This window comes from Streptomyces sp. NPDC021212 (assembly GCF_044332925.1).
Taxonomy (GTDB): Bacteria; Actinomycetota; Actinomycetes; order Streptomycetales; family Streptomycetaceae; genus Streptomyces.
On the sequence record NZ_JBIRPZ010000018.1, the window covers coordinates 129,679 to 154,856 of the forward strand.

General features: G+C 70.0%; 30 protein-coding genes. 16 read left to right on the forward strand and 14 right to left on the reverse strand.

Annotated features, from left to right (window positions below; all coding sequences use genetic code 11):
- Window positions 1-14: 14 nt before the first annotated feature.
- Window positions 15-269, reverse strand: a complete 255-nt coding sequence (locus ACH4SI_RS36440; protein ID WP_398303544.1) for a hypothetical protein — start codon at window positions 267-269, stop codon at window positions 15-17.
- Window positions 266-1,603, reverse strand: coding sequence for a S8 family peptidase (locus tag ACH4SI_RS36445; RefSeq protein ID WP_398303546.1), 1,338 nt, complete (start codon window positions 1,601-1,603; stop codon window positions 266-268). The genes ACH4SI_RS36440 and ACH4SI_RS36445 overlap by 4 nt, the downstream gene beginning before the upstream one ends.
- Window positions 1,604-1,822: 219 nt before the next feature.
- Here ACH4SI_RS36445 and ACH4SI_RS36450 point away from each other — a divergent pair, with 219 nt between their 5' ends.
- Window positions 1,823-2,989: a hypothetical protein gene (locus tag ACH4SI_RS36450; protein ID WP_398303548.1), complete on the forward strand. Its 1,167-nt coding sequence runs from the start codon at window positions 1,823-1,825 to the stop codon at window positions 2,987-2,989.
- 75 nt (window positions 2,990-3,064) lie between these two features.
- On the opposite strand, the gene ACH4SI_RS36455 is transcribed toward ACH4SI_RS36450, so the two are convergent.
- Window positions 3,065-3,832, reverse strand: coding sequence for an alpha/beta hydrolase (locus ACH4SI_RS36455; protein WP_398303550.1), 768 nt, complete (start codon window positions 3,830-3,832; stop codon window positions 3,065-3,067).
- A 115-nt stretch (window positions 3,833-3,947) separates the two neighbouring features.
- Between ACH4SI_RS36455 and ACH4SI_RS36460 the strand changes: the two genes are divergently transcribed.
- Window positions 3,948-5,114 (forward strand): adenosine deaminase, encoded by a 1,167-nt coding sequence (locus tag ACH4SI_RS36460; RefSeq protein ID WP_398303552.1) that lies wholly within the window; start codon window positions 3,948-3,950, stop codon window positions 5,112-5,114.
- Window positions 5,115-5,252: 138 nt separating this feature from the next.
- Complete coding sequence (locus ACH4SI_RS36465) at window positions 5,253-5,561, forward strand: ATP-binding protein (protein WP_398303554.1); 309 nt, start codon at window positions 5,253-5,255, stop codon at window positions 5,559-5,561.
- Window positions 5,562-5,642: 81 nt separating this feature from the next.
- Here ACH4SI_RS36465 and ACH4SI_RS36470 read toward each other — a convergent pair whose 3' ends face one another.
- The 5 genes from ACH4SI_RS36470 to afsQ1 form a co-directional block, all read right to left on the reverse strand.
- Window positions 5,643-5,846 (reverse strand): PspC domain-containing protein, encoded by a 204-nt coding sequence (locus ACH4SI_RS36470; RefSeq protein ID WP_398303556.1) that lies wholly within the window; start codon window positions 5,844-5,846, stop codon window positions 5,643-5,645.
- 70 nt (window positions 5,847-5,916) lie between these two features.
- Window positions 5,917-6,492 (reverse strand): VanZ family protein, encoded by a 576-nt coding sequence (locus ACH4SI_RS36475; protein WP_398303558.1) that lies wholly within the window; start codon window positions 6,490-6,492, stop codon window positions 5,917-5,919.
- A gap of 184 nt (window positions 6,493-6,676) precedes the next feature.
- Window positions 6,677-7,294: a hypothetical protein gene (locus tag ACH4SI_RS36480; protein WP_398303560.1), complete on the reverse strand. Its 618-nt coding sequence runs from the start codon at window positions 7,292-7,294 to the stop codon at window positions 6,677-6,679.
- The gene (locus ACH4SI_RS36485; protein ID WP_398303637.1) at window positions 7,291-8,811 is read right to left on the reverse strand and encodes an ATP-binding protein; all 1,521 of its coding nucleotides are present in this window, start codon (window positions 8,809-8,811) and stop codon (window positions 7,291-7,293) included. The genes ACH4SI_RS36480 and ACH4SI_RS36485 overlap by 4 nt, the downstream gene beginning before the upstream one ends.
- Before the next feature lie 148 nt (window positions 8,812-8,959).
- Entirely contained in the window at window positions 8,960-9,637 is a 678-nt protein-coding gene (gene afsQ1 / locus ACH4SI_RS36490; protein ID WP_009717259.1) for a two-component system response regulator AfsQ1, read from the reverse strand.
- A gap of 197 nt (window positions 9,638-9,834) precedes the next feature.
- Between afsQ1 and ACH4SI_RS36495 the strand changes: the two genes are divergently transcribed.
- Together ACH4SI_RS36495 and ACH4SI_RS36500 are read left to right on the forward strand one after the other, a co-directional pair.
- The gene (locus ACH4SI_RS36495) at window positions 9,835-10,629 is read left to right on the forward strand and encodes a SigE family RNA polymerase sigma factor (RefSeq protein ID WP_398303562.1); all 795 of its coding nucleotides are present in this window, start codon (window positions 9,835-9,837) and stop codon (window positions 10,627-10,629) included.
- A 212-nt stretch (window positions 10,630-10,841) separates the two neighbouring features.
- Window positions 10,842-11,156, forward strand: a complete 315-nt coding sequence (locus tag ACH4SI_RS36500; RefSeq protein WP_398303564.1) for an SCO4225 family membrane protein — start codon at window positions 10,842-10,844, stop codon at window positions 11,154-11,156.
- A 19-nt stretch (window positions 11,157-11,175) separates the two neighbouring features.
- Here ACH4SI_RS36500 and ACH4SI_RS36505 read toward each other — a convergent pair whose 3' ends face one another.
- Window positions 11,176-11,901 carry an SDR family oxidoreductase gene (locus ACH4SI_RS36505; protein ID WP_398303566.1) on the reverse strand — a complete coding sequence of 242 codons (726 nt, stop codon included), beginning with the start codon at window positions 11,899-11,901 and terminating at the stop codon, window positions 11,176-11,178.
- Between the two features lie 128 nt (window positions 11,902-12,029).
- Between ACH4SI_RS36505 and ACH4SI_RS36510 the strand changes: the two genes are divergently transcribed.
- The gene (locus tag ACH4SI_RS36510; RefSeq protein ID WP_398303568.1) at window positions 12,030-13,094 is read left to right on the forward strand and encodes an Lrp/AsnC family transcriptional regulator; all 1,065 of its coding nucleotides are present in this window, start codon (window positions 12,030-12,032) and stop codon (window positions 13,092-13,094) included.
- On the opposite strand, the gene ACH4SI_RS36515 is transcribed toward ACH4SI_RS36510, so the two are convergent.
- Window positions 13,083-14,060 carry a helix-turn-helix transcriptional regulator gene (locus ACH4SI_RS36515; protein ID WP_398303570.1) on the reverse strand — a complete coding sequence of 326 codons (978 nt, stop codon included), beginning with the start codon at window positions 14,058-14,060 and terminating at the stop codon, window positions 13,083-13,085. The genes ACH4SI_RS36510 and ACH4SI_RS36515 overlap by 12 nt on opposite strands.
- A 135-nt stretch (window positions 14,061-14,195) precedes the next feature.
- Between ACH4SI_RS36515 and ACH4SI_RS36520 the strand changes: the two genes are divergently transcribed.
- Window positions 14,196-14,570 carry a nuclear transport factor 2 family protein gene (locus ACH4SI_RS36520; RefSeq protein ID WP_398303572.1) on the forward strand — a complete coding sequence of 125 codons (375 nt, stop codon included), beginning with the start codon at window positions 14,196-14,198 and terminating at the stop codon, window positions 14,568-14,570.
- Window positions 14,571-14,638: 68 nt separating this feature from the next.
- On the opposite strand, the gene ACH4SI_RS36525 is transcribed toward ACH4SI_RS36520, so the two are convergent.
- Window positions 14,639-15,271, reverse strand: a complete 633-nt coding sequence (locus tag ACH4SI_RS36525; RefSeq protein ID WP_398303574.1) for an ATP-binding protein — start codon at window positions 15,269-15,271, stop codon at window positions 14,639-14,641.
- Window positions 15,272-15,413: 142 nt separating this feature from the next.
- Here ACH4SI_RS36525 and ACH4SI_RS36530 point away from each other — a divergent pair, with 142 nt between their 5' ends.
- From ACH4SI_RS36530 to ACH4SI_RS36565, 8 genes are all read left to right on the forward strand, one after another.
- Window positions 15,414-16,643: a helix-turn-helix domain-containing protein gene (locus ACH4SI_RS36530; RefSeq protein ID WP_398303576.1), complete on the forward strand. Its 1,230-nt coding sequence runs from the start codon at window positions 15,414-15,416 to the stop codon at window positions 16,641-16,643.
- 178 nt (window positions 16,644-16,821) lie between these two features.
- Window positions 16,822-17,139 carry a hypothetical protein gene (locus ACH4SI_RS36535; protein ID WP_398303578.1) on the forward strand — a complete coding sequence of 106 codons (318 nt, stop codon included), beginning with the start codon at window positions 16,822-16,824 and terminating at the stop codon, window positions 17,137-17,139.
- Window positions 17,140-17,201: 62 nt separating this feature from the next.
- On the forward strand, window positions 17,202-17,528 hold the full coding sequence (locus ACH4SI_RS36540; protein WP_398303580.1) for a hypothetical protein: 327 nt from the start codon (window positions 17,202-17,204) through the stop codon (window positions 17,526-17,528).
- Window positions 17,525-18,160 (forward strand): hypothetical protein, encoded by a 636-nt coding sequence (locus ACH4SI_RS36545; protein WP_398303582.1) that lies wholly within the window; start codon window positions 17,525-17,527, stop codon window positions 18,158-18,160. The genes ACH4SI_RS36540 and ACH4SI_RS36545 overlap by 4 nt, the downstream gene beginning before the upstream one ends.
- Window positions 18,138-18,314, forward strand: coding sequence for a multiple cyclophane-containing RiPP AmcA (gene amcA, locus ACH4SI_RS36550; RefSeq protein WP_398303584.1), 177 nt, complete (start codon window positions 18,138-18,140; stop codon window positions 18,312-18,314). Before ACH4SI_RS36545 ends, amcA begins: the two co-directional genes overlap by 23 nt.
- Before the next feature lie 72 nt (window positions 18,315-18,386).
- Window positions 18,387-19,076: a pentapeptide repeat-containing protein gene (locus tag ACH4SI_RS36555; protein WP_398303586.1), complete on the forward strand. Its 690-nt coding sequence runs from the start codon at window positions 18,387-18,389 to the stop codon at window positions 19,074-19,076.
- Complete coding sequence (locus ACH4SI_RS36560) at window positions 19,063-19,806, forward strand: hypothetical protein (RefSeq protein WP_398303588.1); 744 nt, start codon at window positions 19,063-19,065, stop codon at window positions 19,804-19,806. Before ACH4SI_RS36555 ends, ACH4SI_RS36560 begins: the two co-directional genes overlap by 14 nt.
- A 177-nt stretch (window positions 19,807-19,983) precedes the next feature.
- Window positions 19,984-20,961, forward strand: a complete 978-nt coding sequence (locus ACH4SI_RS36565) for a DUF6615 family protein (protein WP_398303590.1) — start codon at window positions 19,984-19,986, stop codon at window positions 20,959-20,961.
- Window positions 20,962-21,052: 91 nt separating this feature from the next.
- On the opposite strand, the gene ACH4SI_RS36570 is transcribed toward ACH4SI_RS36565, so the two are convergent.
- From ACH4SI_RS36570 to deoC, 3 genes are read right to left on the reverse strand one after another with little or no spacing between them, the layout of a single operon-like run.
- Window positions 21,053-21,913, reverse strand: coding sequence for an aldehyde dehydrogenase family protein (locus ACH4SI_RS36570; protein WP_398303592.1), 861 nt, complete (start codon window positions 21,911-21,913; stop codon window positions 21,053-21,055).
- Window positions 21,906-23,366 (reverse strand): aldehyde dehydrogenase family protein, encoded by a 1,461-nt coding sequence (locus ACH4SI_RS36575; protein WP_398303594.1) that lies wholly within the window; start codon window positions 23,364-23,366, stop codon window positions 21,906-21,908. Before ACH4SI_RS36575 ends, ACH4SI_RS36570 begins: the two co-directional genes overlap by 8 nt.
- A 6-nt stretch (window positions 23,367-23,372) precedes the next feature.
- A complete protein-coding gene (gene deoC / locus ACH4SI_RS36580) occupies window positions 23,373-24,368 on the reverse strand; it encodes a deoxyribose-phosphate aldolase (RefSeq protein WP_398303596.1) in 996 nt (331 codons plus the stop codon).
- 157 nt (window positions 24,369-24,525) lie between these two features.
- On the opposite strand from deoC, the gene ACH4SI_RS36585 reads away from it, so the two are divergent.
- Entirely contained in the window at window positions 24,526-25,167 is a 642-nt protein-coding gene (locus ACH4SI_RS36585) for a PH domain-containing protein (protein WP_398303599.1), read from the forward strand.
- Window positions 25,168-25,178: the final 11 nt, after the last annotated feature.

Genomic DNA, 25,178 nt, shown 5'->3' on the forward strand with positions numbered 1-25,178 from the left:
GGCCCGTACGCGGCTCACTGGAGCGGCGAGTCCGGCGGCGGGAGCCGTACGATGCGCTCCCGGTCGACGGCCTCCACCCCGTCCACCGCCTCCAGCACCGGGATCCGCTCCTCGTCGATGGTGCCGGACAGCGTGCCGAGCAGCGGCTGTTCACCGGTGACCGCGAGACCGGCCGCGCGGGCGGCCCGCACGACCTCCGCGAACCGGTCGGGGTCGACCGAGACGATCACCCCGACCGGTCCGGACTCCTCGCTCACGGGGCCCGTCACGGCGCCTGCAGCAGGCCCGCGCCGACATCCCTGGCGGGGAGCGGCAGCGGATACGCCCCGGAGATCAGCCGGGACTGCAGACCCGGCCCCGACGCCTCCGGCGCCGCCTGGGCGATCAGCGCGAGGACACCGGCGGCGTGCGGGCACGCCATGCTGGTGCCGCTCATCGTCTGGTACTTCCCGTCCCGCGCGGCCGAGAACACGTCGACGCCGGGCGCCGCGATGTTGACCTCGCCGCCCTCGCCGTTGATGGCGCCGCACGAGAAGAACGCCGTCCCCAGCTCCTTGCCGAGGGCCGCGACCGCCAGTATCGACGGGCAGTTGGCGGGCCGTCCGACGGGGGCGATGAACCCCGGCCGTTGGCTCTCGTTGCCCGCCGCGGCGACGGTGACCGCCCGGTGCTGATGGAGCGCGCGGTGGGTCGCCTTCTCGTACGTCAGCGGGTACAGCTCTCCCGGTGCCACCGGGGCGCCGAGCGACATCGAGATCACCCGTGCGCCATGGGCGACGGCCCAGGCCATGCCCGCCAGGATCTGGCCGTCGCTGCCGGTGCCGCGGTCGTCGAGCACCTTGCCGACGAGGATCCTGGCCTCGCCCGCCACGCCATAGCGGGGCGCGTGGGCGGGCTTGGCGGGGCCGGCGATGGTGCCGATGCAGTGCGTACCGTGGCCGTGGCCGTCCTCCACGCTCGAGCCCGGTACGAAGGACGCCGTCAGCTCGATGCACCCGGCCAGATCCGGATGGCCGGTGGCCACCCCGGTGTCCAGGACGGCTACCTTCACTCCGCGCCCGGTCAGGTGCGAGAGGTTGGCCCGGATCGCCTGCAGTCCCCAGGTGGTGTTCTGCTCGTCCCAGGCCGGGCCCAGCGCGGCGGCGAGTTCGGCCCGGGTGTGCCGGTCGACCTCCGCCTCGTCGCTGCGGTAGGTCGGGAAGAACCCGGTCAGCGTCCGCTGCGGCTCGGTGATGACCGAGGCGTACACCCTCCGTTCCGGCTCGGCGGCGATGATGGTGGGCTCGGTCTGTGCCGCGGTCACCAGCGTGTGCCGCTGGTCGGGCTGCACTTCGACGACGGCGGCGCCGAGTTCGTCGAAGAGCACCGAGACGTCGGGGCGTTGGAGCAGCTCGGCGGCGCCGGCGGGCTCGGTCCCGCGGACGCGTTCGACGGACGCTATCCCCGCGGACGAGCGCAGCGCGTCCAGCCCGCGTTCCGTCTCCTGCTGGTCGAGCAGCACCACGTACCGGCCCGTGTACTCGGTGGCGTGGGGCATGAGCGGCACATCGGCCCGCTCGGGGTGTTCGCCGTTGGGCGGCCTGCCCATGGGTCCGTTCGTCATGGGGATTCTCCGCTTCTTGAGCTTGTGTGCGCTGTCTCCCCCGAGGGAGGGGACGTGCGCCGCTTCGCGCGGAGGGTGGGGCGACGCCCCCACTCATCCACCGTCACCCCGCCCACCGGGGCCCGCAACTCAGCCGATCAGCCCCGCCATACGGACATCACAGAGATTAAAAGAGCGTCAAAACGGAATATAACGCACTCAAGAGTTTAACTTTGCGTCATGAATGCTCACTCTCTGTCCGTCGCGTCGACCGAGCCCCGGTCACGACGCGCCCGGCTGCCCCGGCGCCGTTCGCTCGTCTCGGCGGTCGCCGCGCTGGTCGTCGGCATCGGCGGCACCTCGGCCGCCGCCGGCCACCACGGGTCCTTCCTCGGCCCGCTGCACAGGGTCACCACGATCGCGTCCACCATCCCCGCCAACGGGGACCTCAACCCGTACGGCACGGCCGTCGTCCCGAAGAGCATCGGGGATCTGCACAAGAACAACGTGCTGGTCAGCAACTTCAACAACGCCGCCAACGAGCAGGGCACCGGCACCACCATCGTCCAGGTGCACCCGAACGGCAGCGTCAGTCAGTTCGCCCGGATCAACCCGGCCCGGCTCCCGAGCCCCTGCCCCGGTGGCATCGGCCTCACCACCGCGCTGTCGATCCTGCCCGGCGGCTGGGTCGTGGTCGGCAGCCTGCCCACCGGCGACGGGAACCCCGCGAACGCCGAGGCCGGATGTCTGCTGGTGCTGGACAGTCACGGCACCGTCCGCGAGACGTTCACCGGCCACGGCATCAACGGCCCCTGGGACATGACCGCGGTCAGCCACGGCGACCGCGCCGACCTGTTCGTCACCAATGTGCTCAACGGCACGGTCGCGGGCGGCGGCGATGTGGTCAACCGGGGCACCGTGCTCCGCATCGCGCTCACGCTGCACGGCAACAAGCCGCCGACCCGCGAGAAGACCACGAAGATCGGCTCCGGCTTCGCCGAACGGACCGACCCGGACGCCCTCGTCGTCGGCCCCACCGGCGTCGGCCTCGGCCGCGACGGCACCCTCTACGTGGCCGACACCGTCAACAGCCGCATCGCGGCCATCCCGAACGCTCTCAAGCGCAAGACCAGCGCGGGCACCGGCCGCACCGTCAGCACCGGCGGTGCGCTGGACGGCCCGCTCGGGCTCGCCATCGCGCCGAACGGCAACATCCTCACCGTCAACGGCGGTGACGGGAACATCGTCGAGACCACCCCGGCCGGCCGCCAGGTGGCCATCCGCCGGCTGGACTCCACCGGCACCCCGCCGGGCGCGGGCGCGCTGTTCGGACTGGCGGTCGCACCGGACCACCGCTCGGTGTACTTCGTGGACGACGCCACCAACACCCTGAACCTGCTCCACTGACAGGCGACTGATCCGCGACCACCCATGACGTGGGGTGGGGCCCCGCCACCCGGCGAGCCCCACCCCACTTCGCGTTCAGCGCCGCAGCGTGGAGCCGAACCCCGCCGCCAGCGGCATCCGCAGGCCCAGCGGGGGCGGTGCGGCCAGGGCGTCGGCCACCGGGCGGGAGAAGCCGGTGGCGAAGAGGGAACCCAGGAGGAAGTCGATGGCCAGCGCCTGGACCTCGGAGCGGTGCTGGTGCAGCCCGTGGCCGTCGGTGTGCACCTCGAAGCGGCACACATCGCGGTTGACCTTCTTGGCCCGCTCGGCGAACCGGTACGACAGCTCCGGGTCGACGCGCTCGTCGTTCGTCCCGTGGGCGATCAGCACCTGCCGCCCCACCAGGTGCTTGACCGGTTCGGGCTCCAGCGCGTCCGCCTCCTCCGGGAGCCAGGGCGCCAGGGCCACCACCGAGGTGACGGCGGGATGCCCGGCGGCGCGCAGCGCGGCGCGGGCACCCATACCGTGCCCCGCGAGGCACACCGGGACGTCGCCGTAGCGCCGGACGACCTCCTGGGTGGCCCATTCGGCGTCGGCGGCCGCGGCGGCGTCGGGCCCGTTCCAGCCGCGGCAGCGGTAGTGGACCACGTGGGCGGCCAGCCCCTCCTCCTGGCCCGCCCGGACCAGCCGCCGAGCCAGCGGCAGCACGGCCGCGGCGGACATCCGGGTGGGCCGCCGGGTGCCACCGTCCGGATCGCCGCCCGGAAGCAGCAACACCACACCGTGCACGGTCCTCCGCGAGGCGGCCGCGCCCATCGGCCGCCCCAGCCGGGCGCCCCGTTCGGGCAACGCTTGCTGAGCCATGGCAAAACGATCGCAGAACGGCGGGTGGAGTCCACTACCCGTGCGGGTCACTGTTCCGTATCTATCCGCGACGGGCCACGCGACGGTCTACGCGCGTAGGGGCTATGGTGCGCAGATGACGAGCGAGCACAGCCATCAGCCCACCCCCGAACAGATCCGCCGTGCCCCCAAGGTGCTGCTGCACGACCACCTCGACGGTGGGCTGCGGCCCGGCACGATCATCGACCTCGCCCGGGAGACCGGATACGAGGCGCTGCCGGAGAGCGAACCGGACAAGCTCGGCCTCTGGTTCCGCGAGGCGGCCGACTCCGGCTCGCTGGAGCGGTACCTGGAGACCTTCGCCCACACCTGCGCCGTCATGCAGACCCGGGACGCCCTGGTCCGGGTCGCCGCCGAATGCGTCGAGGACCTGGCCGAGGACGGCGTCGTCTACGCCGAGATCCGCTACGCCCCCGAGCAGCACCTCACCCGGGGGCTCACCCTGGAGCAGGTGGTCGAGGCGGTGAACGAAGGCTTCCGCGAGGGCGAGCGGCGGGCCCGGGACTCCGGCCACCGCATCCGCGTCGGCGCCCTCCTCACCGCGATGCGCCACGCCGCCCGCGCCCTGGAGATCGCCGAACTCGCCAACCGCTACCGCGACCTCGGCGTCGTCGGCTTCGACATCGCGGGCGCCGAGGCGGGCTTCCCGCCCACCCGCCACCTGGACGCCTTCGAATACCTGAAGCGGGAGAACAACCACTTCACGATCCACGCGGGCGAGGCGTTCGGGCTGCCCTCCATCTGGCAGGCGCTCCAGTGGTGCGGCGCCGACCGGCTGGGCCACGGGGTGCGCATCATCGACGACATCGACATCGCCGACGACGGCTCCATCACGCTGGGCCGCCTCGCCAGTTACGTCCGGGACAAGCGCATCCCGCTGGAGCTGTGCCCGACCTCCAACCTCCAGACGGGCGCGGCCACTTCGTACGCCGACCACCCCATCGGGCTGCTGCGCCGCCTGCATTTCCGGGCCACCGTGAATACGGACAATCGTCTGATGAGCGGTACGAGCATGAGTGCCGAATTCCAGCACCTGGTCTCGACGTTCGAGTACACGCTGGACGACATGCAGTGGTTCACCGTTAATGCGATGAAGTCGGCCTTCATTCCTTTCGGTGAACGTCTGGCGATGATCAGTGACGTGATCAAGCCTGGATATGCTGAATTGAAGTCCGAATGGCTGTTCCGGCAGGTGGGCACGGTCGCCGCTGTGACCAGGGGATCTATGGTCGAGGGCAGCTGATCGTACGGACGGAAGAAAAGGCCGGGAAAAGGGTTCGGCGTCCGTTCGGTCGCCGCCTTTCCCCGTTTGCGGGCGCCCGAAAAGCGGGGCTACGTTTCCGTATCGGTCAAGCCCCCCGTCTGCAAGGACAGATTTCTGATGAAGCAGGGAACCCTCAAGACCCTCGGCGTCATGGCCCTCGGTGCTGCTGCCCTCGTGGCCGGAGGCGGTGTCGCGTCCGCGGCCGGCAGCGCCCCGGGCCCGCACGGCTCCGGTGCTCCTGGCCTCGGCATCGCCGCCCCGCAAGCGTCGCTTCCCGGCCAGGCGGCCCCCGGCAAGGCTCCCGCCGCCGGCAAGCCCGCCGCCGCCCGGCCCAGCCAGTCCGAACCCCAGGGCCTGCTCGGCAACCTCAGCAACCTCGGCGGGCTCAAGAACCTGCCGACCAGCAACCTCATGCGTCTGGGCTGATCTTTCCGTCCGGCACCCGGCCGGGCCGCACACCCGCCCTCGGGTGTGCGGCCCGGCCGCGTCGTCAGCGGCCTCCTGTCATCACCAGGCCTCGCGGTAGGAATCCTCCGCCGGAAGGAGGATCCACAGCGCGATGTAGAGCAGGAACTGCGGGCCCGGCAGCAGACAGGAGACCAGGAAGATCACCCGCATCGTGGTCGGGGTCGTCCCGAACCGGCGGGCCAGACCGGCGCAGACACCGGCGATCATCTTGTCGTTGCGGGGGCGGACCAGTGCGGCTGCCATGATGGCGGCTCCTCGGGCGTATCGGATGTGTACCCTCCCGGGCCGAGTTGCCCGAGCTGGTACCTCCACGCTAGGTCCGCGAGCCGGATGAGGCGTCGCCCCACGGTGCGAGGCCGACCCTGGTCATCGTCGGGGTCACCGTCCGGGCGCCCTCCTCCCGAGGGAGGGCGGCGCCCCGGGCCCGGTCCGCCCGGCGGCGGACCAGGGCCCGTACGGCGGGCACCACCAGCAGATGCGCGAGCGCGACCCCGACGGTGTTCAGCAGCAGCGCGTCCACGCTCACGATCTGGCCGGTCACATCACTGCGCAACAGCGCGATCCCCATCGCCGTCATCGCCCCCGTGAAGGTCGTCCGGACGAACGAGGCGCACGGGTACGCGTCCACCCGGCCCCCGGCCAGCGGCAGCAGCACCCCCAGCGGCGCGAGCAGCAACAGCCCCCCGCCGATCGAACGGGCCGCGGCCCACGGGGTGAGCGCCAGATCGGCGCGGATGGCGCCCAGCGGTTCCAGGGTCTCGGCCGTCACCCACGGCACGGTCAGCGGGCGCAGGGTCAGCCAGCAGACGAACGCAAGGTGGGCGACGAGGAGAACGAAACCCGCGGCGCGGTAGCGGAAGGCGGCCCGACGGCCGAAACGACCCTGCACGTATCTCAGGACGCGACCGGCCGGGCTCTCGGTTCCGCACCCACCCCTGCTGGTCAGTAACGGGTTACCGACGAGTCGGTCACTGGATCGCCACGGGAAGCGGGCCGGGAACGGGCAGCGAACCGCAGGGAATCGGTCAGTCCGCGGGCCCCTGCGCCGGGGACGTGCGGCTCGCTCCCGCACGTCAGGACACCAGCACCCCGGAGTTCACCGCGACCTCCGGGCGGTTCCGCATCTCCTCGGTGCACTCGTACCGCTTCAGCGGATCCCGGTCACTGTCCGGGCCGCCGAGCACCACCTTGTGGTCATCGTCCGCCGCCGCCGAGCCCGCGAACGTGCAGATGATCTGCGCGAGCGCGTAGGACTGCAGCTCCTCCGGCGGCCGGTTGAGCCGCAGCGCCCCGTCCGGATCGCCCCGCGCCGGACCGGAGACCGTGACCCAGTCCTCCACCGCGGTGGAGAACCCGGCCGAGGACTCGGCCGCCGAGGGCGGCTGCCGCAGCTGCTCCAGCAGCGCCCGGGCCGCCTCCACCCGCTCGATCGGCGCCTTCTTCTCCGACAGCTGCGCGTTCCGGGTCACCGACAGGATCCGCGAGGTGCACAGCAGATAGATCCGTACGGAGATCCGGCCCGCCCCCTCGGCGGCCCGCCCCGTCTCCGGTGCCCGGCACGACGCGCGCGAGGGCGCGGCCCCGGCGTCCACCGGCACCGAGGTGCCGCGTATGCCGCACCCGGCCGCCAGCAGCGCGACCACGACGGTCAGCAGCAGGGCGGCGGGCCACCGGATCGTTCGCGCCCTCATGACGCGCCCCCTTCGCTCCGACGGGGACCGTCCGGGCCGTCGTCCTTCCGCTCCTCGCCCTTCCGCCCCTTCTCGCCCTTCTGGCCCTCACGGTCTTCGATCGAGGCGAGGCGGGAGGCGTCCATGGGCAGCCGCAGCGTGAAGACGGCACCGCCCTCCGGCGAGTTCGCGGCGCTGATGTCGCCGCCGTGGATGTGCGCGTTCTCCATCGCGATCGACAGCCCGAGACCGCTGCCCTCCGAGCGGGGCCGGGAGGCGCTCGCCTTGTAGAAGCGGTCGAAGACATGCGGCAGCACGTCCTCCGGAATGCCCGGACCGTGGTCCCGCACCTTGATCAGCAGATCGTCGCCCTCGGGCAGGATCGACACCCGCACCGGGGAGCCGCCGTGCTTGAGCGCGTTCCCGATGAGGTTCGCCAGGATGACGTCCAGCCGCCGCGGATCCAGCCGGGCCATGATCCCGCGCGCCGCGTCCAGCTCCACCGCGTCCAGCCAGGCGCGCGCGTCGATGCACGCCGTCACCTGGTCCGCCACGTCGACGTCGTCGAGTACCAGCCGGGCGGTGCCCGCGTCGAAGCGGGTCACCTCCATCAGGTTCTCCACCAGGTCGTTCAGCCGCCGGGTCTCGCTGACCACCAGCTGCACCGCCGGGGCGATCATCGGGTCCAGGGAGTCGGCCTCCTCCTCCAGCACCTCGGTGACCGCCGTGATCGCGGTGAGCGGGGTCCGCAGCTCATGCGACATGTCCGCGACGAAGCGCCGGCTGGACGCCTCGCGCGCGCTCAGCTCGTCCACCCGCTTCTGCAGCCGCTCCGCGGCCCGGTTGAAGGTGCGCGACAGATTGGCCAGCTCGTCCGAGCCCGAGACCTGGAGCCGGGTGTCGAGATGCCCCTCGCCCAGCCGGTTCGCCGCCTCGCCCAGCCGCTGCACCGGCCGCAGCACGGTGGCCGCGGCCGCCTGCGCGAGCAGCGCGGAACCGACCAGCGCCAGGGCGGTGGCGATGCCCAGCGACCAGGCGAGCGAATTCAGATCCTGCCGCTCGGTGTCCAGGGACTTGAGCATGTAGCCGGTCGGCCCGCCCCCGTTCACCTGCGCCCCGCCCACCAGGTACGGGGTGCCGTCCAGCGTGATCCGCTGCCAGTAGAGGTGGTACGGGGCGGCGTGCGACCCCTCGGCCGCGCGCCGCTCGTCCACCGCGCGCCGCAGCACGCCCGGCACGGCCTTCATGGTGAACAGGTCCGGAGCGGAGGCCGCCGTACAGGCGCCGCTGCCCCGGGGCCGGGTGACCAGCAGCACCTCGTACTTCTGCGTGTTGTCCGCCATGCGGTCCGCGGCGTCCTGCAACTCGGGACAGCTCGGCGTGGCCGGCAGCGGATCGGTGTCGTCCTTCAGCGCCTTGCGGAACTCGTCCAGCGCCGCGTCCTGCGTGCGGGTCAGCACCGCGTCACGGTTCAGCCAGTACGCGATCGCCGACGCGGACACCGCGGCCGCCAGCGCCACCAGGCCGAACACCAGCATCAGCCGCAGCCGCAGGCTGAGCCACCGCAGAATCCCCGCCGCCCAGCCCCGCGCCCGGCCGGGCTCCTCGCTCACACCGCTCAATTCCGCGACTCTCCGCCCCACCTGTGCGCACCGGCGTACGTGCCCGTGCCCGCGCCCGCGACCCTCACGCCGGAGCGTCCAACCGGTACCCGACCCCACGCACCGTGCGGATCAGCGTCGGCGACGAGGGCACGTCCTCCACCTTGGCGCGCAGCCGCTGGACACACGCGTCCACCAGCCGGGAATCACCCAGATAGTCGTGTTCCCACACCAGCCGCAGCAGCTGCTGCCGCGACAGCGCCTGCCCAGGGCGTCGGCTCAGCTCCAGCAGAAGCCGCAGCTCGGTGGGGGTGAGCTGAAGATCCTCGCCGTTCTTGGTCACCGTCATGGCCGCCCGGTCGATCACCAGGCTGCCGAACGACGCCGCGTCGTTCGCCTCCCGTTCGCCGCGGCGCAGCACCGCGCGGATACGGGCGTCCAGCACCCGCCCCTGCACGGGCTTCACCACATAGTCGTCCGCGCCCGACTCCAGCCCCACGACCACGTCGATGTCGTCGTTGCGGGCCGTCAGCAGAATGATCGGCAACTGGTCGGTGCGGCGGATACGACGGCACACCTCGAAGCCGTCGATCCCGGGCAGCATCACATCGAGCACGATCAGGTCCGGCCGCTGCTCGCGCAGCAGCTTCAGACCGTCCTCGCCCGTCGCCGCCGTCGCCACGCGGTGGCCCTGGCGGGACAGGGAGAGCTCGAGGGCCGTGCGGATGGCGTCGTCGTCCTCGATCAGCAACAGGAAAGGCACGTTGGTCATTCTGGCCTACAAGGGGCCTGTAGTTCGACCGTCGGGGGGCCACGAGCTTGATCCCCTGTGACGAGCCTGTGACAGTCGGCAGACAGCGCCATGAAACTGGTTCGGCAGAGTCTTCTGTGCACCGGCCGGAACGAGCGGCCGGGCAGCCAGCGGACAACCGAGCAGGCTCCACCGACGGGGGGCGCGACATGAGCACACTGCACTTCACCCACGACAGCGCAGTCATTCGCACGCGCCTTCACGACGCCGTCCGGAGCGCAGAGAAGTCCGGTGCCGTGAGCGGGCGGGGGTGCGCTCGCGGCACCGGGCGTCAGCGGCCGCCGTACATGGTGGCCATTGACGCGAACCCGGGGGCCGGGGAGGGCCCCGGGGGGAGCGGGGGTCCCGGGGGGGACCACGGGGGAAACAACGAGGGCAGCGCGTACGGGGAGGCAGAGGGGGAGCGGCGCGCGCAGAGCTTGGCGGAGGCGGAATTCACCGCCTACGTCCAGGAGCGCCGCGCCTCCCTGTACGCAACCGCCTACCACCTGACCGGCGACCGGTTCGAGGCCGAGGACCTGCTGCAGAGCGCGCTGTTCTCGACATACCGCGCCTGGGACCGGATCAGCGACAAGGCCGCGGTCGGCGGCTACCTGCGCCGCACCATGACCAACCTGCACATCAGCGCCTGGCGCCGGCGCAAGCTCAACGAGTACCCGACGGAGGAGCTGCCGGAGACGGCCGGCGACCACGACGCGATGCGCGGCACCGAGCTGCGCGCCGTCCTCTGGCAGGCCCTGGCCCGGCTCCCCGAACTCCAGCGCACGATGCTGGTGCTGCGGTACTACGAGGGCCGGACGGACCCGGAAATCGCGGACATACTCAACATAAGTGTCGGCACGGTCAAGAGCAGTATCTGGCGTTCGCTGCGCCGGATGCGCGAGGACGACGTCCTCAGCTTCGGCCGTGACGAGGAAGAGTCCTTCGGCGAACTCGTCGCCTGAGGGCAAGGGGAAAACGGGGGCCGGCGCTCGGGGGAGCGCCGGGAGCACGGGGAAAAATCGGGGGAAACGGGATCGGGGGATCCCCACGGGGGCGAGCGGGTCCGGACGGCCGGGGGGGTCGGTCCGGGCCCGTTCGTGTGTGTGGTCGCACGGTGCGGTTTGAGTACGGATACTCATGCCCCCGTATCGCCCGTTTCGACAGGCTGAGCCGCATGCTGATCCGCAGGAAAACACGCGACGTCCTACGACGCGTCCTCGACGTGGTCGCGGGCGACTGGCTGTCCCGCGGCTACCTCGCCGTGGTCCTCGCCCTGCTGGTCTGGGCCTGGGTGGACGCGAGCTTCTTCCCGTACGACGACGCCTCGTTGGCGGCGGTCGTCCCCGCCCTGTTCACGGCCCCGGCCAGCCTGCTCTTCGTCCTCCTCCCGGAGGGCACTGAGGGTTCCTACTTCGGCCTGGTCACGGCGGCGGCCGTGCTCAACGCCACCGCGATCACCCTCCTGGCCCGCGCGGCGCGCAGCGCCTAGTCCCGGGTGCCGGCGGGGTTCACCACGGGACCGTCCGGCCCCACCGGTCCAGATAGGCGAGACCGGGCGTCCCCAGCCTCGACAGCAGTACGTCCACCACCTGCGGGACGGCCTCGTCGATGGTGAACGGCGCGTCCGGCCCCCCGAGGGCCGTGCGGATCCAGCCGGGCGCCATGAGGACGAACGCGCGCTTGCTCCCGGCCTGCTGGGCCTGCCGGGCGGCGAAGCTGCGCAGGAACATGTTCAAGGCCGCTTTGCTGCCCCGGTAGACCTCGCGCATTCCGGTCGCGTTGTTCGTGATGCTGCCTTGCCCGGAGGACATCGCGCCGATGAGTCCCGTCGGGGACACCAGGTCTTCCAGCGTTTCGATGACGCGCATCGGGCTGAGCGCGTTGGTGACCATCACCTCGACGAAATCGGCGGTCGGAACCGCGCCGATCGGCGTCTGTTCGTTGTTGGTGGTCCCCGCGTTGACGAACAGCACGTCGAGTTCGCGTGGTGCGAGACGCTCGCGCAGGGCCGCCGACTGCGCGGGCTCGTTGATGTCGAGGTGCTCGACGCTTACGCGCCCGTCGGAGCGGTCCGCGAGATCGTGCAAGGGCGTTCGGGCGGTGGTGTTCCGGACCGTGCCGATGACGTTCCATCCGCGGTCGAGGAATGCGGCCGCCATCGCGTGACCGAGACCGCGCGACGCCCCGATGATGAGAGCGGTCGGCGTGTGCCGGTCCGCGTCATGGGATGACACTCCGTGTCATCTCCCTTCTTCTCCGCATCTTCTTCATCTTCTTCGCATCGTGAGCCGATGCGCGTCGAGTCTTTCCGCCACGCCGCCTTCAGAGCACGTCCGGTGCGCGAATTTGTACGATCACCTTTGTGGCACGTCCCTTCATGGCGGAATCCGCCGCTGTGCAGCCCGACGATGTGCGAATCATGCGTGCGCTCCAGATCGCTCCACGAGCCTCGTTCGCCTCGATCGCGGCCGCGCTCGGCCTCACCGAAGGCGCCGTCAGCCGCCGCTATCGTCGGCTGCGCGCCGATGGCGTCATCCGCGTCACCGGTGTCGTCGACCCCGGGGCGCTGGGACAGAGCAAGTGGCTGGTGCGGCTGCGCTGCCGACCCGGCGGCGTCACGGCGATCGCCGAGGCCCTCGCGCAGCGCGACGACGTCAGCTGGGTGGCCCTCACCGCCGCGGGCTCCGAGATCACCTGCGCGGTCCGGTCGCGCACGCGGGAACAGCGCGACGATCTCCTCGGACAGCGCCTGCCGCGCACCGCGGCGGTGATCGACATCAACGCGTCAGCGATGCTCCGTCAATTCGTCGGGGGCCGCGGCCACTACTGGGCCGCGCTCCACGGGACGCTGACCCCGGAGCAAGAATCGATGCTCGGGAACGAGGGCCCCCCTTTCACGGAATCCCCGGTGGTCGCCCGCGATCCCGTGCACCTCACCCCCGAGGACGAGAAGATCCTCGACCTGCTCGCCGCGGACGGTCGCGCCGGCCTGGTCGATCTCGCCGAGGCGGCGGACCTCACGCCCGGGCGCGCATCACGCCGCCTCCGGGCTTTGCTCCAGCGCCGTGTCGTCCACATCGACGTCGAGATCGCCGCGGCGGCCCTGGGCTATCACGCCCAGGCGAACCTGTGGCTCCTCGTCCATCCGTCGGCGGTCAAGAGCGTCGGACGCACGCTCGCGCGGGAGCCCGGAATCGCGTTCGCCGCGGCCGTCTCGGGGCCCCACAACATCCATGCCGTCGCCAACTGCCGGGATCTCGACGAGCTCTTCGAATTCACCACGGACCGCATCGGGGCCCTGCCCGGACTCCAGACCATGGAGGTCTCTCCGCTGCACCACCAGGTCAAGCAGGTCGGCACGCTGCTGTCCGGCGGCCGTCTCGTGGAGCCGCGCGGCGGTCGAGCGCGACGCCGCTCACGCACGTGAGGTGTAGAGCACGGCGGTCTCCGCGGCCTTGCGGGCCAGCGTCCGGCGGAGGTCGTCGGGGGCGAGGACCTCCGCGTCGGGGCCGAAGGCGAGCAGCGCCTCGGCGGCCGGGAGCGCGCGGAAGCGCAGCTCGACCCTGGTCCACCCCGGCTCGTGCTCCGGCTCCACCGGGGCGCCGTCGAGGTCGGGTTGGTGGATACGCAGGAACTTCGCGAGGATCTCGTCGCGGACCCTGACGGTGACGGCGACCGGCGCGGGGATGTCGTCGATGCGGCGGCGCAGGGTGTCCCACACCTCGGCCAGCTCCAGGCCGTCGCGCCGGCGGACAGGCTGATCGAGGACGGCGGCGGACACGGCGCGGTCGATGCGGAACAGCTTCGGTTCGCCGTCGTGGTCGGCGACGACGTACCAGACCCCGGCCTTGTTGACGAGGCCGTACGGGTCGAGGGTGTAGCCCTGCTCCCGGTTGTCGTGGCCGCGCCGGTAGCGCAGCCGCAGGCGCCGGTCGGCGAAGACGGCCTGCTGGAAGACGGCGAGACCGGTGGCGGGGTGCTCGGGGCCGGGGGTGCCGCGCCAGCGGACGGGATCGATGAGGACGCGGCGGCTGGCCAGGTCGGCGTCGGGGCGGTACGGGGCGGGCAGGGCCGCCATGACCTTGCGCAGGGCCGACCCCAGCGCCGGGGCCAGGCCGAGGTCGGCATGGGCGGGGCCGGAGAGCAGGACGAACAGGGCGCGGGCCTCATCGGCGGTCAGCCCGGTGACGTCGGTACGGAAGCCGGGCAGCAGGGCGATCCCGCCCTGGGGACCGCGGACGGTGTAGACGGGCACGCCCGCCGCGGACAGGGCCTCCACGTCCCGCATGATCGTGCGCACCGAGACCTCCAGACGGTCCGCCAACTCGGAGGCGGGCAGCTGTCCGCGGGTCTGGAGCAGCAGCATGATCGAGAGCAGGCGGTCGGATTTCATGGCTCCCAAAGTCCCTCGGGTATATGACCAAAGGTGTCATATATGGGCCGGAGGATGCAGTCATCGGGCCGCCGGCAGGGTGCGGCCCGGACGCTCCGCGCAGGCGAGCGACCCATCAGGAGAGGTGCACCTCCCATGACTGCCATCACCGGATCCGCCCAGAAGATCGCCGACGAATTCGTGCGGGCCTGGCTCGACCGCGACGTCGACAAGGCGATGGGCTTCATCGCCGACGACATCGTGTGCGAGGCCCCGAGCGGCCGCTTCGAGGGCCGGGACCGCTACCGCCAGTTCCTGGAGCCCTTCGCGAGCCGCCTCCTCGGCGGCGCGGTGATCGACGTCCTGGGTGACGACACCCACGCGGTGACCGTCTACACCACCGACACGCCCTTCGCGAAGGACTTCCGCGCCATGGACTACCTCACCGTCGAGGACAGCAAGATCACCCGCTCGATCGTCGTCTTCGACCTCTCCCCGGCGCTCCGGGCCCGCGGCGAGCTCCAGGACTGACCGTCCCCGGACCCCAGAGGGTCCGCCGTCCCCCAACCGGGGACGGCGGCCCTCCGGGGTCCCTCCTCCTAGGCCCGCACTCCCTCGGGACGGCGGCCCGCCGTGGCCGCCGCCGCTATCCGGGACAGCGCCGCGTCCCGGCCGCACGCGTACGCGCCCAGGGCCGTCTGCCGCTCCACGATGCCGCGCTCCGACCGCATCAGCCGCCACCCCCGCCGCACCAGATACGGCGCCGATTTGCGCCCCTCCCGCAGATCGCGCAGCAGCCGCCGCCGGAACGTGGTCGAGGGCCGCCCCCGCAGACAGATCGCGTCCGCCAGCACCCCCAGCTCCCGGCACCGGTCGATGATGTCCGCCGCGAAGATCCCCTCCGCCACGAACAGCGCCGCCCGCCCGATGTCCATCGGCTCCTCGCCCACCCACGAGCTGGAGGCGATGTCGTACACCGGCACGGTCGTTCGCCCCGTCCGGCACAACGCCTCGACAGCCGCCACCGCCGCATCCGCGTCCCACGCCAACGGCGAGTCCCAGTCGGTCCCTTCACCCCCGGCGAGCTGCGGGAGCGTCGGGTCGTCCCCCTCCTTGTAGAAGTCGTCGAGGTTCAGCACGGGCAGCCCGGTACGGGCCGCGAGGGACGACTTTCCCGAGCCGGAGGGCCCGGTGAGCAGGACAACGCGCGCGGAGGCGGGATGAAGGGTCACGGAAGACCAGTGTGAACCATCCCCCACGCCCACATGAACCCATGGTGCCGGGCCCCGTTCGGCGCTGTTCCCGTTCACGACCCTGGAGTGGTGTGGGTACGGTTCGGGTGACGAACTGGGATGGATGGGAGGGGATGCGCTGATGCTGGAGGAAGCCGAGGAGATCGGACGCCGGGTTCGCCGGGCACGGCTGCGGCTGGGGATGCCCCAGGCGGACCTGGCCGCAGCTCTGGGAAAGACACAGGGCTGGGTCTCGAAGATGGAGAACGGTCTCATCGAGCTGGACCGGGTCGGCCTGCTCAACCTGGTGGCTGCCGAGCTCCACGTCCACCCGAACGACCTCATCGGGCGTCCGTACAACAGCTCCCCGGCGGAGAATCAGTGGCAGGTGTCCGCCGCGTCCATCCTCCGGGAGCTGCGCCGGTATGATCTGGCGCCTGTCTTCGAGGGCACCCCCCGCTCGTCCGGCGAGCTATGGGGTGAGGTGACCCGGCTGCACAGACTGCGGGACGCGGCGGCGAACGTGGCCATTCTGCGGGTGCTGCCCGATCTGTTCCGCGAAGCCCGTGCGCTGGCGGAGGTCTCGTCCGGCCACGAACAGGAAGAGGCGTACGCGATCTACGCGGTGTGCTGCAAGTTCACGCATACGGCAGCACATGCGCTCGGCCACCCCGAGCTGATCGCCATGGCCGGTGAACGCGCGGCCTGGTCCGCCCGACTGTCGGGCGACCCGGTGCTGCCCGCGGTGGCCGACTGGATGAGGGTCTGGGACATGTGGGCCACCGCCGACTGGTCGGACGCCGTGACGCTCTCGGACAAGGCCCTCGCCGGAATCCAGCGCGATTACGAGCGGGGCGAGCCGCTGGCCGTACGGGCATGGGGGACTCTTCAACTGCGCGCCGCGGTGTCATCGGCGCGGGGTGGACGGACGAGCGAGACCGAGGATCGCATCGCCCACGCCAGGGCAGCCGCCGACCGTATCGGCGAGTACACCGGACCACCCGTCTACGACCGGCATTCGCTGACGTTCTCTCCCGGCAACGTCCACATCCATGCCATCAGCGTCGCGTTGGAGTTGGGCAAGCACGACAGCGCCCTTGAGATCGATCGCCGTACCGGCCCGGAACTTGTCGCCGTGCTGCCCAACTCCCGCCGGGGACACCACCACATGGACCTGGCACGGGCCTGGCTGTGGGAGGGCAACCGGGACAAGGCCCTCACCGAACTGGAAACGGCCGAGCGGACCGCCCCGCAGCTCATCCGCAACCACCCCATCGCCCGCTCCACCTTGCGCAGCATCGTCTACGCCGAGCGGAGTAGCACCCGCGAGAAGTTGCGTCGTATGTCCGATCGATTCCGTCTGGATGGGTGAGGATGTATTCCTCCGCTTCATAATCAGCCCCTGACGCGCTTCTAACGTCAGGGCATGACTGGACGACTCATCCCTCATCTCCCGACGCAAGGCGCCGGGTTAGGGACAGCGGCTCCCTTCTACCCCCCGGCTCGGCGACCTCGCCCACGACACCGCGCGCGACGGCAGGATCGGCATCGTGGTGGCTCTCCCCGGTGAAGGGGCGGCCACCTATCACCTCAAGCCCCCGGGCGGCGGATGCGAATGGGCGGCGCCTGCTGACGGCTCCACCCTGCGGCCGGTACCGGCCATGGTCACCCACCTGACCCCGATCAAACGCGACGCTGTCTACGATCACCGGGCCCGGCAAGGCGCTCTTCCGGTCCGGGTCCACCGCGAGGACGGCAGCACCAGCGAATCGGTTCTCATCCTCACGCCAGACGAGGTCGAGCTGTACCACCACCAGTTCGCCAGGATCATTGATCAGCGGGAGAAGGCCCGCGGAAGCCGCCCGTGATTCCCGCGGGGCGTTCCGCCGCCCGTCACAGGCGCATCGCTGACGTTCCCGGCGCCGTCATCATGCAGCCGACGACCCTGTGCCTCCCACTCGACTGCCAGTACTGCTATCTGCCCTTTCGCAAGATCGAGCAGCGGATGCCGATCGAGGTGGCACAGGCCGTGGCCTCGTCCGTCAACGCATGGAGCTGTGACGATCCGCGGTTCGAGGTGGTCTGGCATGGCGGGGAGCCGCTGTCCGTCGGCCGTGAGTACCTCGGCCGCCTGATGGCGCCGTTCGTCGGTGTGAAGCACACCATCCAGACGAACGCAGTACTGCTCGACGACGCCTGGTGTGAATTCCTGCTGGCTCGGAACGTGGACGTGGGGGGTTCTCGGCCATCGCTGTGATCAACGATCCTGACCCGACGAGAGCAGCCGAATTCTACGACTTCTTCGTGGGCCTGGGATGCCATTCACTCGGCATCAACATCGAAGAGCGCGAGGGGGTCAATGTCCCTGCGTACGAGGTCATCCACACCCAGGTCGTCGAATTCTGGGCAGCGCTCACGGCGGCGTGGGAGGCCAATCCAGTGATCCGCCTGCGGGAGGTGTCCCGAGTCATGGAGTTCGCCGCAGCTGTCTTGCAGGGGAGGCCGTTGTCCGGGCCCATGACGGGGCCCTGGGATCCGCTCCCGACCATCGCCCATGACGGAGGTGTGGTCGTCCTCTCCCCGGAACTGGCCGGATTCACTGACCAGCGGTTCGGTGACTTCACCTCCGGAAACGTCCTGCGCCACGGGTTGGATCGGCTGATGGGGGAGGTCGAGCGCCGAACCCCGTGGTTGACGGAGTTCTGGCGTGGGGTCGACGCGTGCAGGGAGGGCTGCGCGTATTTCGAGTTCTGCGGCGGCGGTCACCCGGCGAACCGGTACTTCGAGCACGAGGGGCGCTTGGACGGCACCAGGACTCGCTACTGCACCTCAGCGAAGATCGCCCTACTGGAAGGAGTCGTCAAGCATGTCAGGACCCACGGCCGCTGATCTCGTTCTCGCCGCGGCCGATCAGTTCCGGGCCCTGGTGCGACCGACCGGAGAGACGTCCATGGCGACGTTCGACAACCGTCCCACCTGGGCCAATTCAACACCGACCTTTGATAATCGGCCAACTTGGGACAACTGGAACAAAAAGAAGTAGTCTCGGGCGGCCTCGAGGAGATGCTGCACGGGGCCGCCCCTGAAGCGCAGACCGGAAAGATGGAGACTGCCCGTGAAGAGCCAGACCTTCGGACGTGTCACGCTGACTTTGCCGAACCTCGACGAGCCGGGTTTGTATCTGTCCAATCTCACGGCTCTCGAAGGAGGGCGGGGCGGGGTACGAGAGTTCCGGTACGCAGACGCCGATCTGCGTGCACTTGATCTCACCGATTGCCGGCTCGCCGTCGGGTGGATCAGTGGCCTGCGGGCTTCCCGGGTCCACTTCAATAAGCTGCGGATGCACTCCGTCCAGATTGACGACTGTGATTTGGCCTCAGCGCGCTGGCGTGACTGCAAACTCTCCCGGGTCCGCTTCCGGAACTGCAAGATCATGGGAGGCAATTTGACCGAACTGGTCTTGGATGACGTTCTGTTCGAGAACTGCAAGCTCGACTACACGACTCTTGAAAACGTCCGAGCCGCAGGTCCGGTGGCGTTCTCCGGCTGTGTCCTCACAGAGACTTCCTTCGTCGATTGTGACCTCTCCGGTGTTGCCTTCGACGCTTGTGCGATGCGGCTGACGGAGTTCATGAGAGGCCGCTACCAGGGCCTCGATCTGCGTGGCAATGACCTTTCCGCGGTGCGTGGTGCCTCCGCGCTGTCCCAGGTCGTCGTCGACCGAGCGCAGCGGCCCGAATTGGCCGAGGCTCTCCTCCAAGAACTCGACGTGACCTACGGCGAAGACCTCGATGGTGACCGTTGATCCGGAAAGAGGAACCGGCATGGGGCTGAGCGTCGCATTCGATGACATCACCGCCTTACGCGAGCGCTGCCAGGTCGCGCACCTCCGTGTCGTGAACGGCAGGTACGCGTACGAAGAGGGTGCGGTGGTCCCTTCGAGGGCGTGGGAGAGCATCACCGAACCGACCGGGAACTCTGTCAAGGCCTTACCGCAGACACCGGACAGCGCCTTGGTAGAAATCGTCAAGCCCCCACGTCGAGTAAAACTCCTTCGTAATATGGTCGATCACTTGGGTGATACGGACGCTGTCCACCTCGGTCAGGCTTACGCACCTGCCGGGGCACTCACGACCACCGTCAACAACGCGAACGGTCTCCGCATCGGCCTGCACGTCGACAACTGGGACAGGCTCCCGTACGGCACGAGACACACCGGCCGTCGTCGGCTATGCCTCAACCTCGGACCCGGCACCCGATATCTCCTGCTCGGTGACACGGACATCCAGCAGGTATGTCGTGCTGTACACGAACATTACGGCGAGCGGTACCCGCACACTGACGACATCCGACGTTACGTCGCCGCCGAACGTCCGATGCGGTGCTTCAGAATCCGTCTGGACCCAGGTGAAGGCTATGTGGTCCCCACGGAGTTGTTGCCGCATGACGGATCCACCGAGGATCAGCCTGAACAGTCAACGGCGGCGTTTTGGCTGGGCAACTGGCAGCGCGGTGTTCTGCCTTCGCTGGTGTAACGTGGCGTCACCGTCCGGTCGTGTTCGCTGATCGTCACGCTATGTGCGGGGGAAGCGAGACCAGTGTCATCTTTGTGTGTTTGTGGTGAGGAAATTGCTGATCATTTTTCTTTTTGTCCGCGATGTGGAATTGATCTGAACTGGTCTGCCGAAGTGCGTGGGACGCCAAGTCCGTCGATGACTCGTTCTCTGTGCCGAACTCTTCGTGCCTGCGCGACGCGGACATTCGAGCGTCTGGCGCATGACCATTTCGCAGGTCCCGTCCCAGGAGAGGAAGCGTACACTCAGCTCAACCTCCAAGACCTCCATCGACTGCATGGCGATCGCGTGATTATTCGCGATTTTATGCGGCGCGAAGAATCTCGTAATGGAGCCGATTGGGAGTGGTGGTTCCATGCGGGGGGCCTCGGCTTCGGGATGCGAGTGCAGGCCAAGCGTGCGAAGCGCGGGGGCGGATACGACTTGGAACATACGGTTCGCAGCACTGGCGATCGCCAGAGTGAGCTTCTGGTCAATGACGCGCTGGCCGCCGGCTGCCTCCCAGTCTACGTTCTGTACAACCACCGAAACTGGGTGCCGACTTCGAGGTTCGGACAAGCCGTCGATTGCCGTCATGGGCGTGGCGAGCAGGCCCAACTCGGTTGCACTATCGTCTCCGCGCTCACGGTGCAGTCCGTGCTTCGTAGTCGTCCCGTCAGGGCCGCGCACGTTCGGGATCAGAGTGTTCCCTGGCATCGCATCCTTTGCGATGCTCCGAGCGAGAAGCGGACTGGCCTTGAAGCGGCGCACATGGAGGTGCAACACCTCCACTTCCGTGGAGTCGAAGACCTTCAGGCTGCCGTTGTCCGGGTCGAGCACCTCTCAGACGAGAGGGCACGAGCCCGCTATGACACCACCGCTGAGTACGGGGATATGTCTGACGTGGTGGAGCCCCGCCGGGTCGTTGAAGAGGTCCACAGTGTTCCGACTGAAGCAGACTTCTACCGGGCAGACCAGGACGTGTTGAATACGCCTGTTTACCGCGGGCTGAACGTCATCGCTGACCGGCCCCTGGCTCCGTTGCCTGGCCGGGTAAAGGCCATGCTCCGAGGGAACGCTGCTGAGCCCCCTGACGAACGAGCAGCCGGAGCCGTATTGGTGGATCTCGCTGACTGACCTCGCAGTCGTCGGATGCTTGACGCATGCACGTTTGCATTGACGGGGACTGGAAATGGGGCGCCAGCCACAGCGCCAGTCCCCGCCACTGCTAGACGCCCATGGGGTGCCAGACCGTCTTCGTCTCCAGGAAGGAGAGGAGGCGGCCGGTGCCGGGGTCGGCGGTCCAGTCCACAGGGTGTGGACGGACCACGCGCTTGAGGTTGTCGGCGGCGGACCGCTCCAGGTCGGTCGCCAGCTCAGGGGACGCGCCGGTCAGGTCGATCGCGTTGACGTCCTGGTGGGCGGCGAGCGGGGTGGCCAGTTCGGCGGTGCGGCCGGAGAGGATGTTGACCACGCCGCCCGGGAGGTCGGAGGTGGCCAGGACCTCGGCCAGGGAGAGGGCGGGCAACGGGGCGCGTTCAGCGGCCACCACGACGGCCGTGTTGCCCGTGACGATCGCGGGGGCGACGACCGAGATCAGGCCCAGGAACGAGGAGTCCTGGGGGGCCAGGAGTGCGACGACACCCGTCGGCTCGGGGGTGGAGAGGTTGAAGTACGGCCCGGCGACGGGGTTGGCGGAGCCCGCGATCTGGGCGATCTTGTCGGACCAGCCCGCGTACCAGACCCAGCGGTCGATCGCCGCGTCCACCTGGGCGGTGGCCTTGGGCTTGGACAGGCCCTCGGCGGCCGAGACCTCTTGGACGAACTGGTCGCGGCGGCCCTCCAGCATCTCGGCGATGCGGTAGAGGATCTGGCCGCGGTTGTAGGCGGTGGCGCCGGCCCAACCCCCGAACGCCTTGCGGGCGGCGGACACCGCGTCGCGCGCGTCCTTGCGGGAGGCCAGGGGGGCGTTGGCCAGCCAGTTGCCCTTTGCGTCGGTCACCTCGTACACCCGGCCGCTCTCGGAACGCGGGAACTTCCCGCCGACGTACAGCTTGTAGGTCTTGAAAACGCTGAGACGGTCAGACATTGAGGTACGCCTCCAGGCCGTGGCGGCCGCCCTCGCGGCCGTAACCCGACTCCTTGTAGCCGCCGAACGGCGAGGCGGGGTCGAACTTGTTGAACGTGTTGGACCAGATCACCCCGGCGCGCAGCCTGCTCGCCAGCTCCAGGATCCGCGAGCCCTTCTCCGTCCAGATGCCCGCCGACAGGCCGTACGGGGTGTTGTTCGCCTTGGCCACCGCCTCGTCGGGGGTGCGGAAGGTCAGCACGGACAGGACCGGGCCGAAGATCTCCTCGCGCGCGATCCGGTGGGCCTGGGTGACGCCGGTGAAGAGGGTGGGCGCGAACCAGTAGCCGGAGCTGGGCAGGTCGCACTCGGGAGCCCAGCGCTCGGCGCCCTCGGCCTCGCCCGCGTCGGCCAGGGTACGGATACGGGCCAGCTGCTCGGCGGAGTTGATCGCGCCGATGTCGGTGTTCTTGTCCAGCGGGTCGCCGACGCGCAGCGTGCGCATACGGCGCTTGAGCGCGTCCAGCAACTCGTCCTGGACGGACTCCTGGACCAGCAGGCGGGAGCCCGCGCAGCAGACGTGGCCCTGGTTGAAGAAGATGCCGCCGATGATGCCCTCGACCGCCTGGTCGATCGGCGCGTCGTCGAAGACGATGTTCGCGGCCTTGCCGCCCAGCTCCAGGGTGACCTTCTTCTCCGTGCCGGCCACCGTGCGGGCGATCGCCTTGCCGACCTCGGTCGACCCGGTGAAGGCCACCTTGTCGATCCCGGGGTGGGCGACCAGCTCGGCGCCGGTCGAGCCGTCGCCGGTGACGATGTTGACCACGCCCTTGGGCAGGCCCGCCTGGCGGCAGATGTCCGCGAAGAAGAGGGCGCTCAGAGGCGTTGTCTCCGCGGGCTTCAGGACGACCGTGTTGCCGGTCGCCAGCGCCGGGGCGATCTTCCACGCCAGCATCAGGAGGGGGAAGTTCCAGGGGATGACCTGGCCCGCCACGCCCAGCGGCTTCGGATCGGATCCGCTCGTGCCGTTCAGCGGGCTCCGCCCGCGGACCGCGTACGCGAGCTTGTCGGCCCAGCCCGCGTAGTAGAAGAAGTGCGCCGCGACCAGCGGCAGGTCGGCGTCCCGCGACTCGCGGATCGGCTTCCCGTTGTCCAGCGACTCCAGCACCGCCAGCTCGCGCGAGCGCTCCTGGATGATCCGCGCGATGCGGAACAGGTACTTGGCGCGCTCGGCGCCCGGCAGCGCCGACCAGCCCTCGAACGCCTTACGGGCCGCCTTCACCGCGCGGTCGACGTCCTCGGCGTTGGCCTGGGCGACCTCCGACAGCACCTCCTCCGACGAGGGGGACAGCGTCTTGAAGACCTTCCCGTCGCCCGCCTCGCGGAACTCGCCGTCGATGAACAGCCCGTACGACGGGGCGATGTCGACGACCGCGCGGGACTCGGGTGCGGGGGCGTACTCGAAAACGGGCATGGCGTATCAGTCCACCGTCACGTAGTCGGGACCGGAGTACCGGCCGGTGCTCAGCTTCTGGCGCTGCATCAGCAGATCGTTCAGCAGACTCGACGCGCCGAAGCGGAACCAGTCCGCGGACAGCCACTCCTCGCCCAGCGTCTCGTTCACCATCACCAGGTACTTGAGGGCGTCCTTCGTCGTACGGATGCCGCCCGCGGGCTTCACCCCCACCTGCACCCCGGTCGCCGCGCGGAAGTCGCGGACCGCCTCCAGGAGGACGAGGGTGACCGGCGGCGTGGCGTTGACGGACACCTTGCCGGTCGACGTCTTGATGAAGTCGGCGCCCGCGAGCATCGCCAGCCAGGACGCGCGGCGCACGTTGTCGTACGTCTGCAGCTCGCCGGTCTCGAAGATCACCTTCAGATGCGCGGCGCTCCCGTCCTCGCGGACGCACGCCTCCTTCACCTGCCGGATCTCCTCGAAGACGTCCAGGTAGCGGCCGGAGAGGAACGCCCCGCGGTCGATCACCATGTCGATCTCGTCCGCACCGGCGGCCACCGCCTCCCGGGTGTCGGCCAGCTTCACGGAGCGGGCCGCCCGGCCGGACGGGAACGCGGTCGCCACGGCCGCCACGTGGATGCCGCTGCCGCCGAGGGCCTCCTTGGCGGTCGTCACCATGTCGCCGTAGACGCAGATCGCCGCGACCTTCGGGACGGTGCGGTCGGTGGGGTCGGGGTTGATCCCCTTCGCGCACAGCGCCCGGACCTTGCCCGGGGTGTCCGCGCCCTCCAGGGTCGTCAGGTCGATCATCGAGATCGCCAGGTCGATGGCGTACGCCTTCGCCGTGGTCTTGATCGAGCGGGTGCCGAGGGTCGCGGCACGGGCCTGGAGGCCGACCGCGTCGACGCCCGGCAGGCCGTGCAGGAAGCGGCGCAGCGCGCTGTCGGTGGCGGTCACGTCCGCCATCGACGCCAGTCGCTCCGCGGCCTCTGTGCCGTATGCGGGAACTGTGGTGGGCATGGTCACCACCTGAGCATATCTACGCGCGTAGCGGTATGTCACCCCCCGCCGGGATCGGCTCCGGGGCCGGCCGTGTCCGCCCCCCCGGCCCCGATCCGTGCTCGTTCCGTGTTGATCCCGAGGCCCAAGGCAACGAACCGTGGGGCACAATCGCCCCATGACGAGCCCGGACGACCCCGCCGACCCTCCGCAGCCCGACGCGGAGCCCACCCCGTACGCCGACCGCGTCTACCGCTCCCCGGGCGGCATCGTGGGCGGCGTGCTGCTGCTCGGGCTCGGCGGCTGGCTCGGCATCGACGCCATTCTGCGCGGCGAGGGCCGGACGCCGTGGCTGGCCCTCGCCGGGCTGCTGTTCGCCGTGCCGGTGGTGATCGCCTTCACCGTGCGCCCGGCGGTGTACGCGGGCGCGGACCGGCTCCTCGTACGCAACCCCTTCCGCACCATCACCCTCCCCTGGGGCTCCGTCGACACCCTGCGCGCGAGCTACACCAGCGAAGTGCTGGCGGGCGGCGCGACGTACCAGCTGTGGGCCGTCCCCGTCTCGCTGCGGCAGCGCAAACGCGCCGCCCGGCAGCAGAGCCGCGACGCGGCGTCCGGCGGCGTCGCAGGCCCCGGCCTGGGCGCGACGGCGGACCGCCGCGCCCAGGCCGACCAGACGATCGGCGATCTGCGCGAACTGGCCGAGACCAACGCGGGCCGCGAGGGCGCGCAGGGCGAGCCCGAGGTGCGCTGGGCGTTCGAGGTCATCGCGCCGACCCTGGCCGGGGCGGTGCTGTTGGTGATCATGCTGCTGATCTGAGGGCGGTGTGG

Excerpts from the sequence above, each read along its gene's own strand:
- ACH4SI_RS36445 (WP_398303546.1), bottom strand. The coding sequence starts at position 1,603 with ATGACGAACGGACCCATGGGCAGGCCGCCCAACGGCGAACACCCCGAG.
- ACH4SI_RS36450 (WP_398303548.1), top strand. The coding sequence starts at position 1,823 with ATGAATGCTCACTCTCTGTCCGTCGCGTCGACCGAGCCCCGGTCACGA.
- ACH4SI_RS36455 (WP_398303550.1), bottom strand. The coding sequence starts at position 3,832 with ATGGCTCAGCAAGCGTTGCCCGAACGGGGCGCCCGGCTGGGGCGGCCG.
- ACH4SI_RS36460 (WP_398303552.1), top strand. The coding sequence starts at position 3,948 with ATGACGAGCGAGCACAGCCATCAGCCCACCCCCGAACAGATCCGCCGT.
- ACH4SI_RS36465 (WP_398303554.1), top strand. The coding sequence starts at position 5,253 with ATGAAGCAGGGAACCCTCAAGACCCTCGGCGTCATGGCCCTCGGTGCT.
- ACH4SI_RS36470 (WP_398303556.1), bottom strand. The coding sequence starts at position 5,846 with ATGGCAGCCGCACTGGTCCGCCCCCGCAACGACAAGATGATCGCCGGT.
- ACH4SI_RS36480 (WP_398303560.1), bottom strand. The coding sequence starts at position 7,294 with ATGAGGGCGCGAACGATCCGGTGGCCCGCCGCCCTGCTGCTGACCGTC.
- ACH4SI_RS36485 (WP_398303637.1), bottom strand. The coding sequence starts at position 8,811 with ATGCTGGTGTTCGGCCTGGTGGCGCTGGCGGCCGCGGTGTCCGCGTCG.
- ACH4SI_RS36495 (WP_398303562.1), top strand. The coding sequence starts at position 9,835 with ATGAGCACACTGCACTTCACCCACGACAGCGCAGTCATTCGCACGCGC.
- ACH4SI_RS36500 (WP_398303564.1), top strand. The coding sequence starts at position 10,842 with ATGCTGATCCGCAGGAAAACACGCGACGTCCTACGACGCGTCCTCGAC.
- ACH4SI_RS36515 (WP_398303570.1), bottom strand. The coding sequence starts at position 14,060 with ATGAAATCCGACCGCCTGCTCTCGATCATGCTGCTGCTCCAGACCCGC.
- ACH4SI_RS36520 (WP_398303572.1), top strand. The coding sequence starts at position 14,196 with ATGACTGCCATCACCGGATCCGCCCAGAAGATCGCCGACGAATTCGTG.
- ACH4SI_RS36530 (WP_398303576.1), top strand. The coding sequence starts at position 15,414 with ATGCTGGAGGAAGCCGAGGAGATCGGACGCCGGGTTCGCCGGGCACGG.
- ACH4SI_RS36540 (WP_398303580.1), top strand. The coding sequence starts at position 17,202 with ATGCAGCCGACGACCCTGTGCCTCCCACTCGACTGCCAGTACTGCTAT.
- amcA (WP_398303584.1), top strand. The coding sequence starts at position 18,138 with ATGTCAGGACCCACGGCCGCTGATCTCGTTCTCGCCGCGGCCGATCAG.
- ACH4SI_RS36560 (WP_398303588.1), top strand. The coding sequence starts at position 19,063 with ATGGTGACCGTTGATCCGGAAAGAGGAACCGGCATGGGGCTGAGCGTC.
- ACH4SI_RS36565 (WP_398303590.1), top strand. The coding sequence starts at position 19,984 with ATGACTCGTTCTCTGTGCCGAACTCTTCGTGCCTGCGCGACGCGGACA.
- ACH4SI_RS36570 (WP_398303592.1), bottom strand. The coding sequence starts at position 21,913 with ATGTCTGACCGTCTCAGCGTTTTCAAGACCTACAAGCTGTACGTCGGC.
- ACH4SI_RS36575 (WP_398303594.1), bottom strand. The coding sequence starts at position 23,366 with ATGCCCGTTTTCGAGTACGCCCCCGCACCCGAGTCCCGCGCGGTCGTC.
- deoC (WP_398303596.1), bottom strand. The coding sequence starts at position 24,368 with ATGCCCACCACAGTTCCCGCATACGGCACAGAGGCCGCGGAGCGACTG.
- ACH4SI_RS36585 (WP_398303599.1), top strand. The coding sequence starts at position 24,526 with ATGACGAGCCCGGACGACCCCGCCGACCCTCCGCAGCCCGACGCGGAG.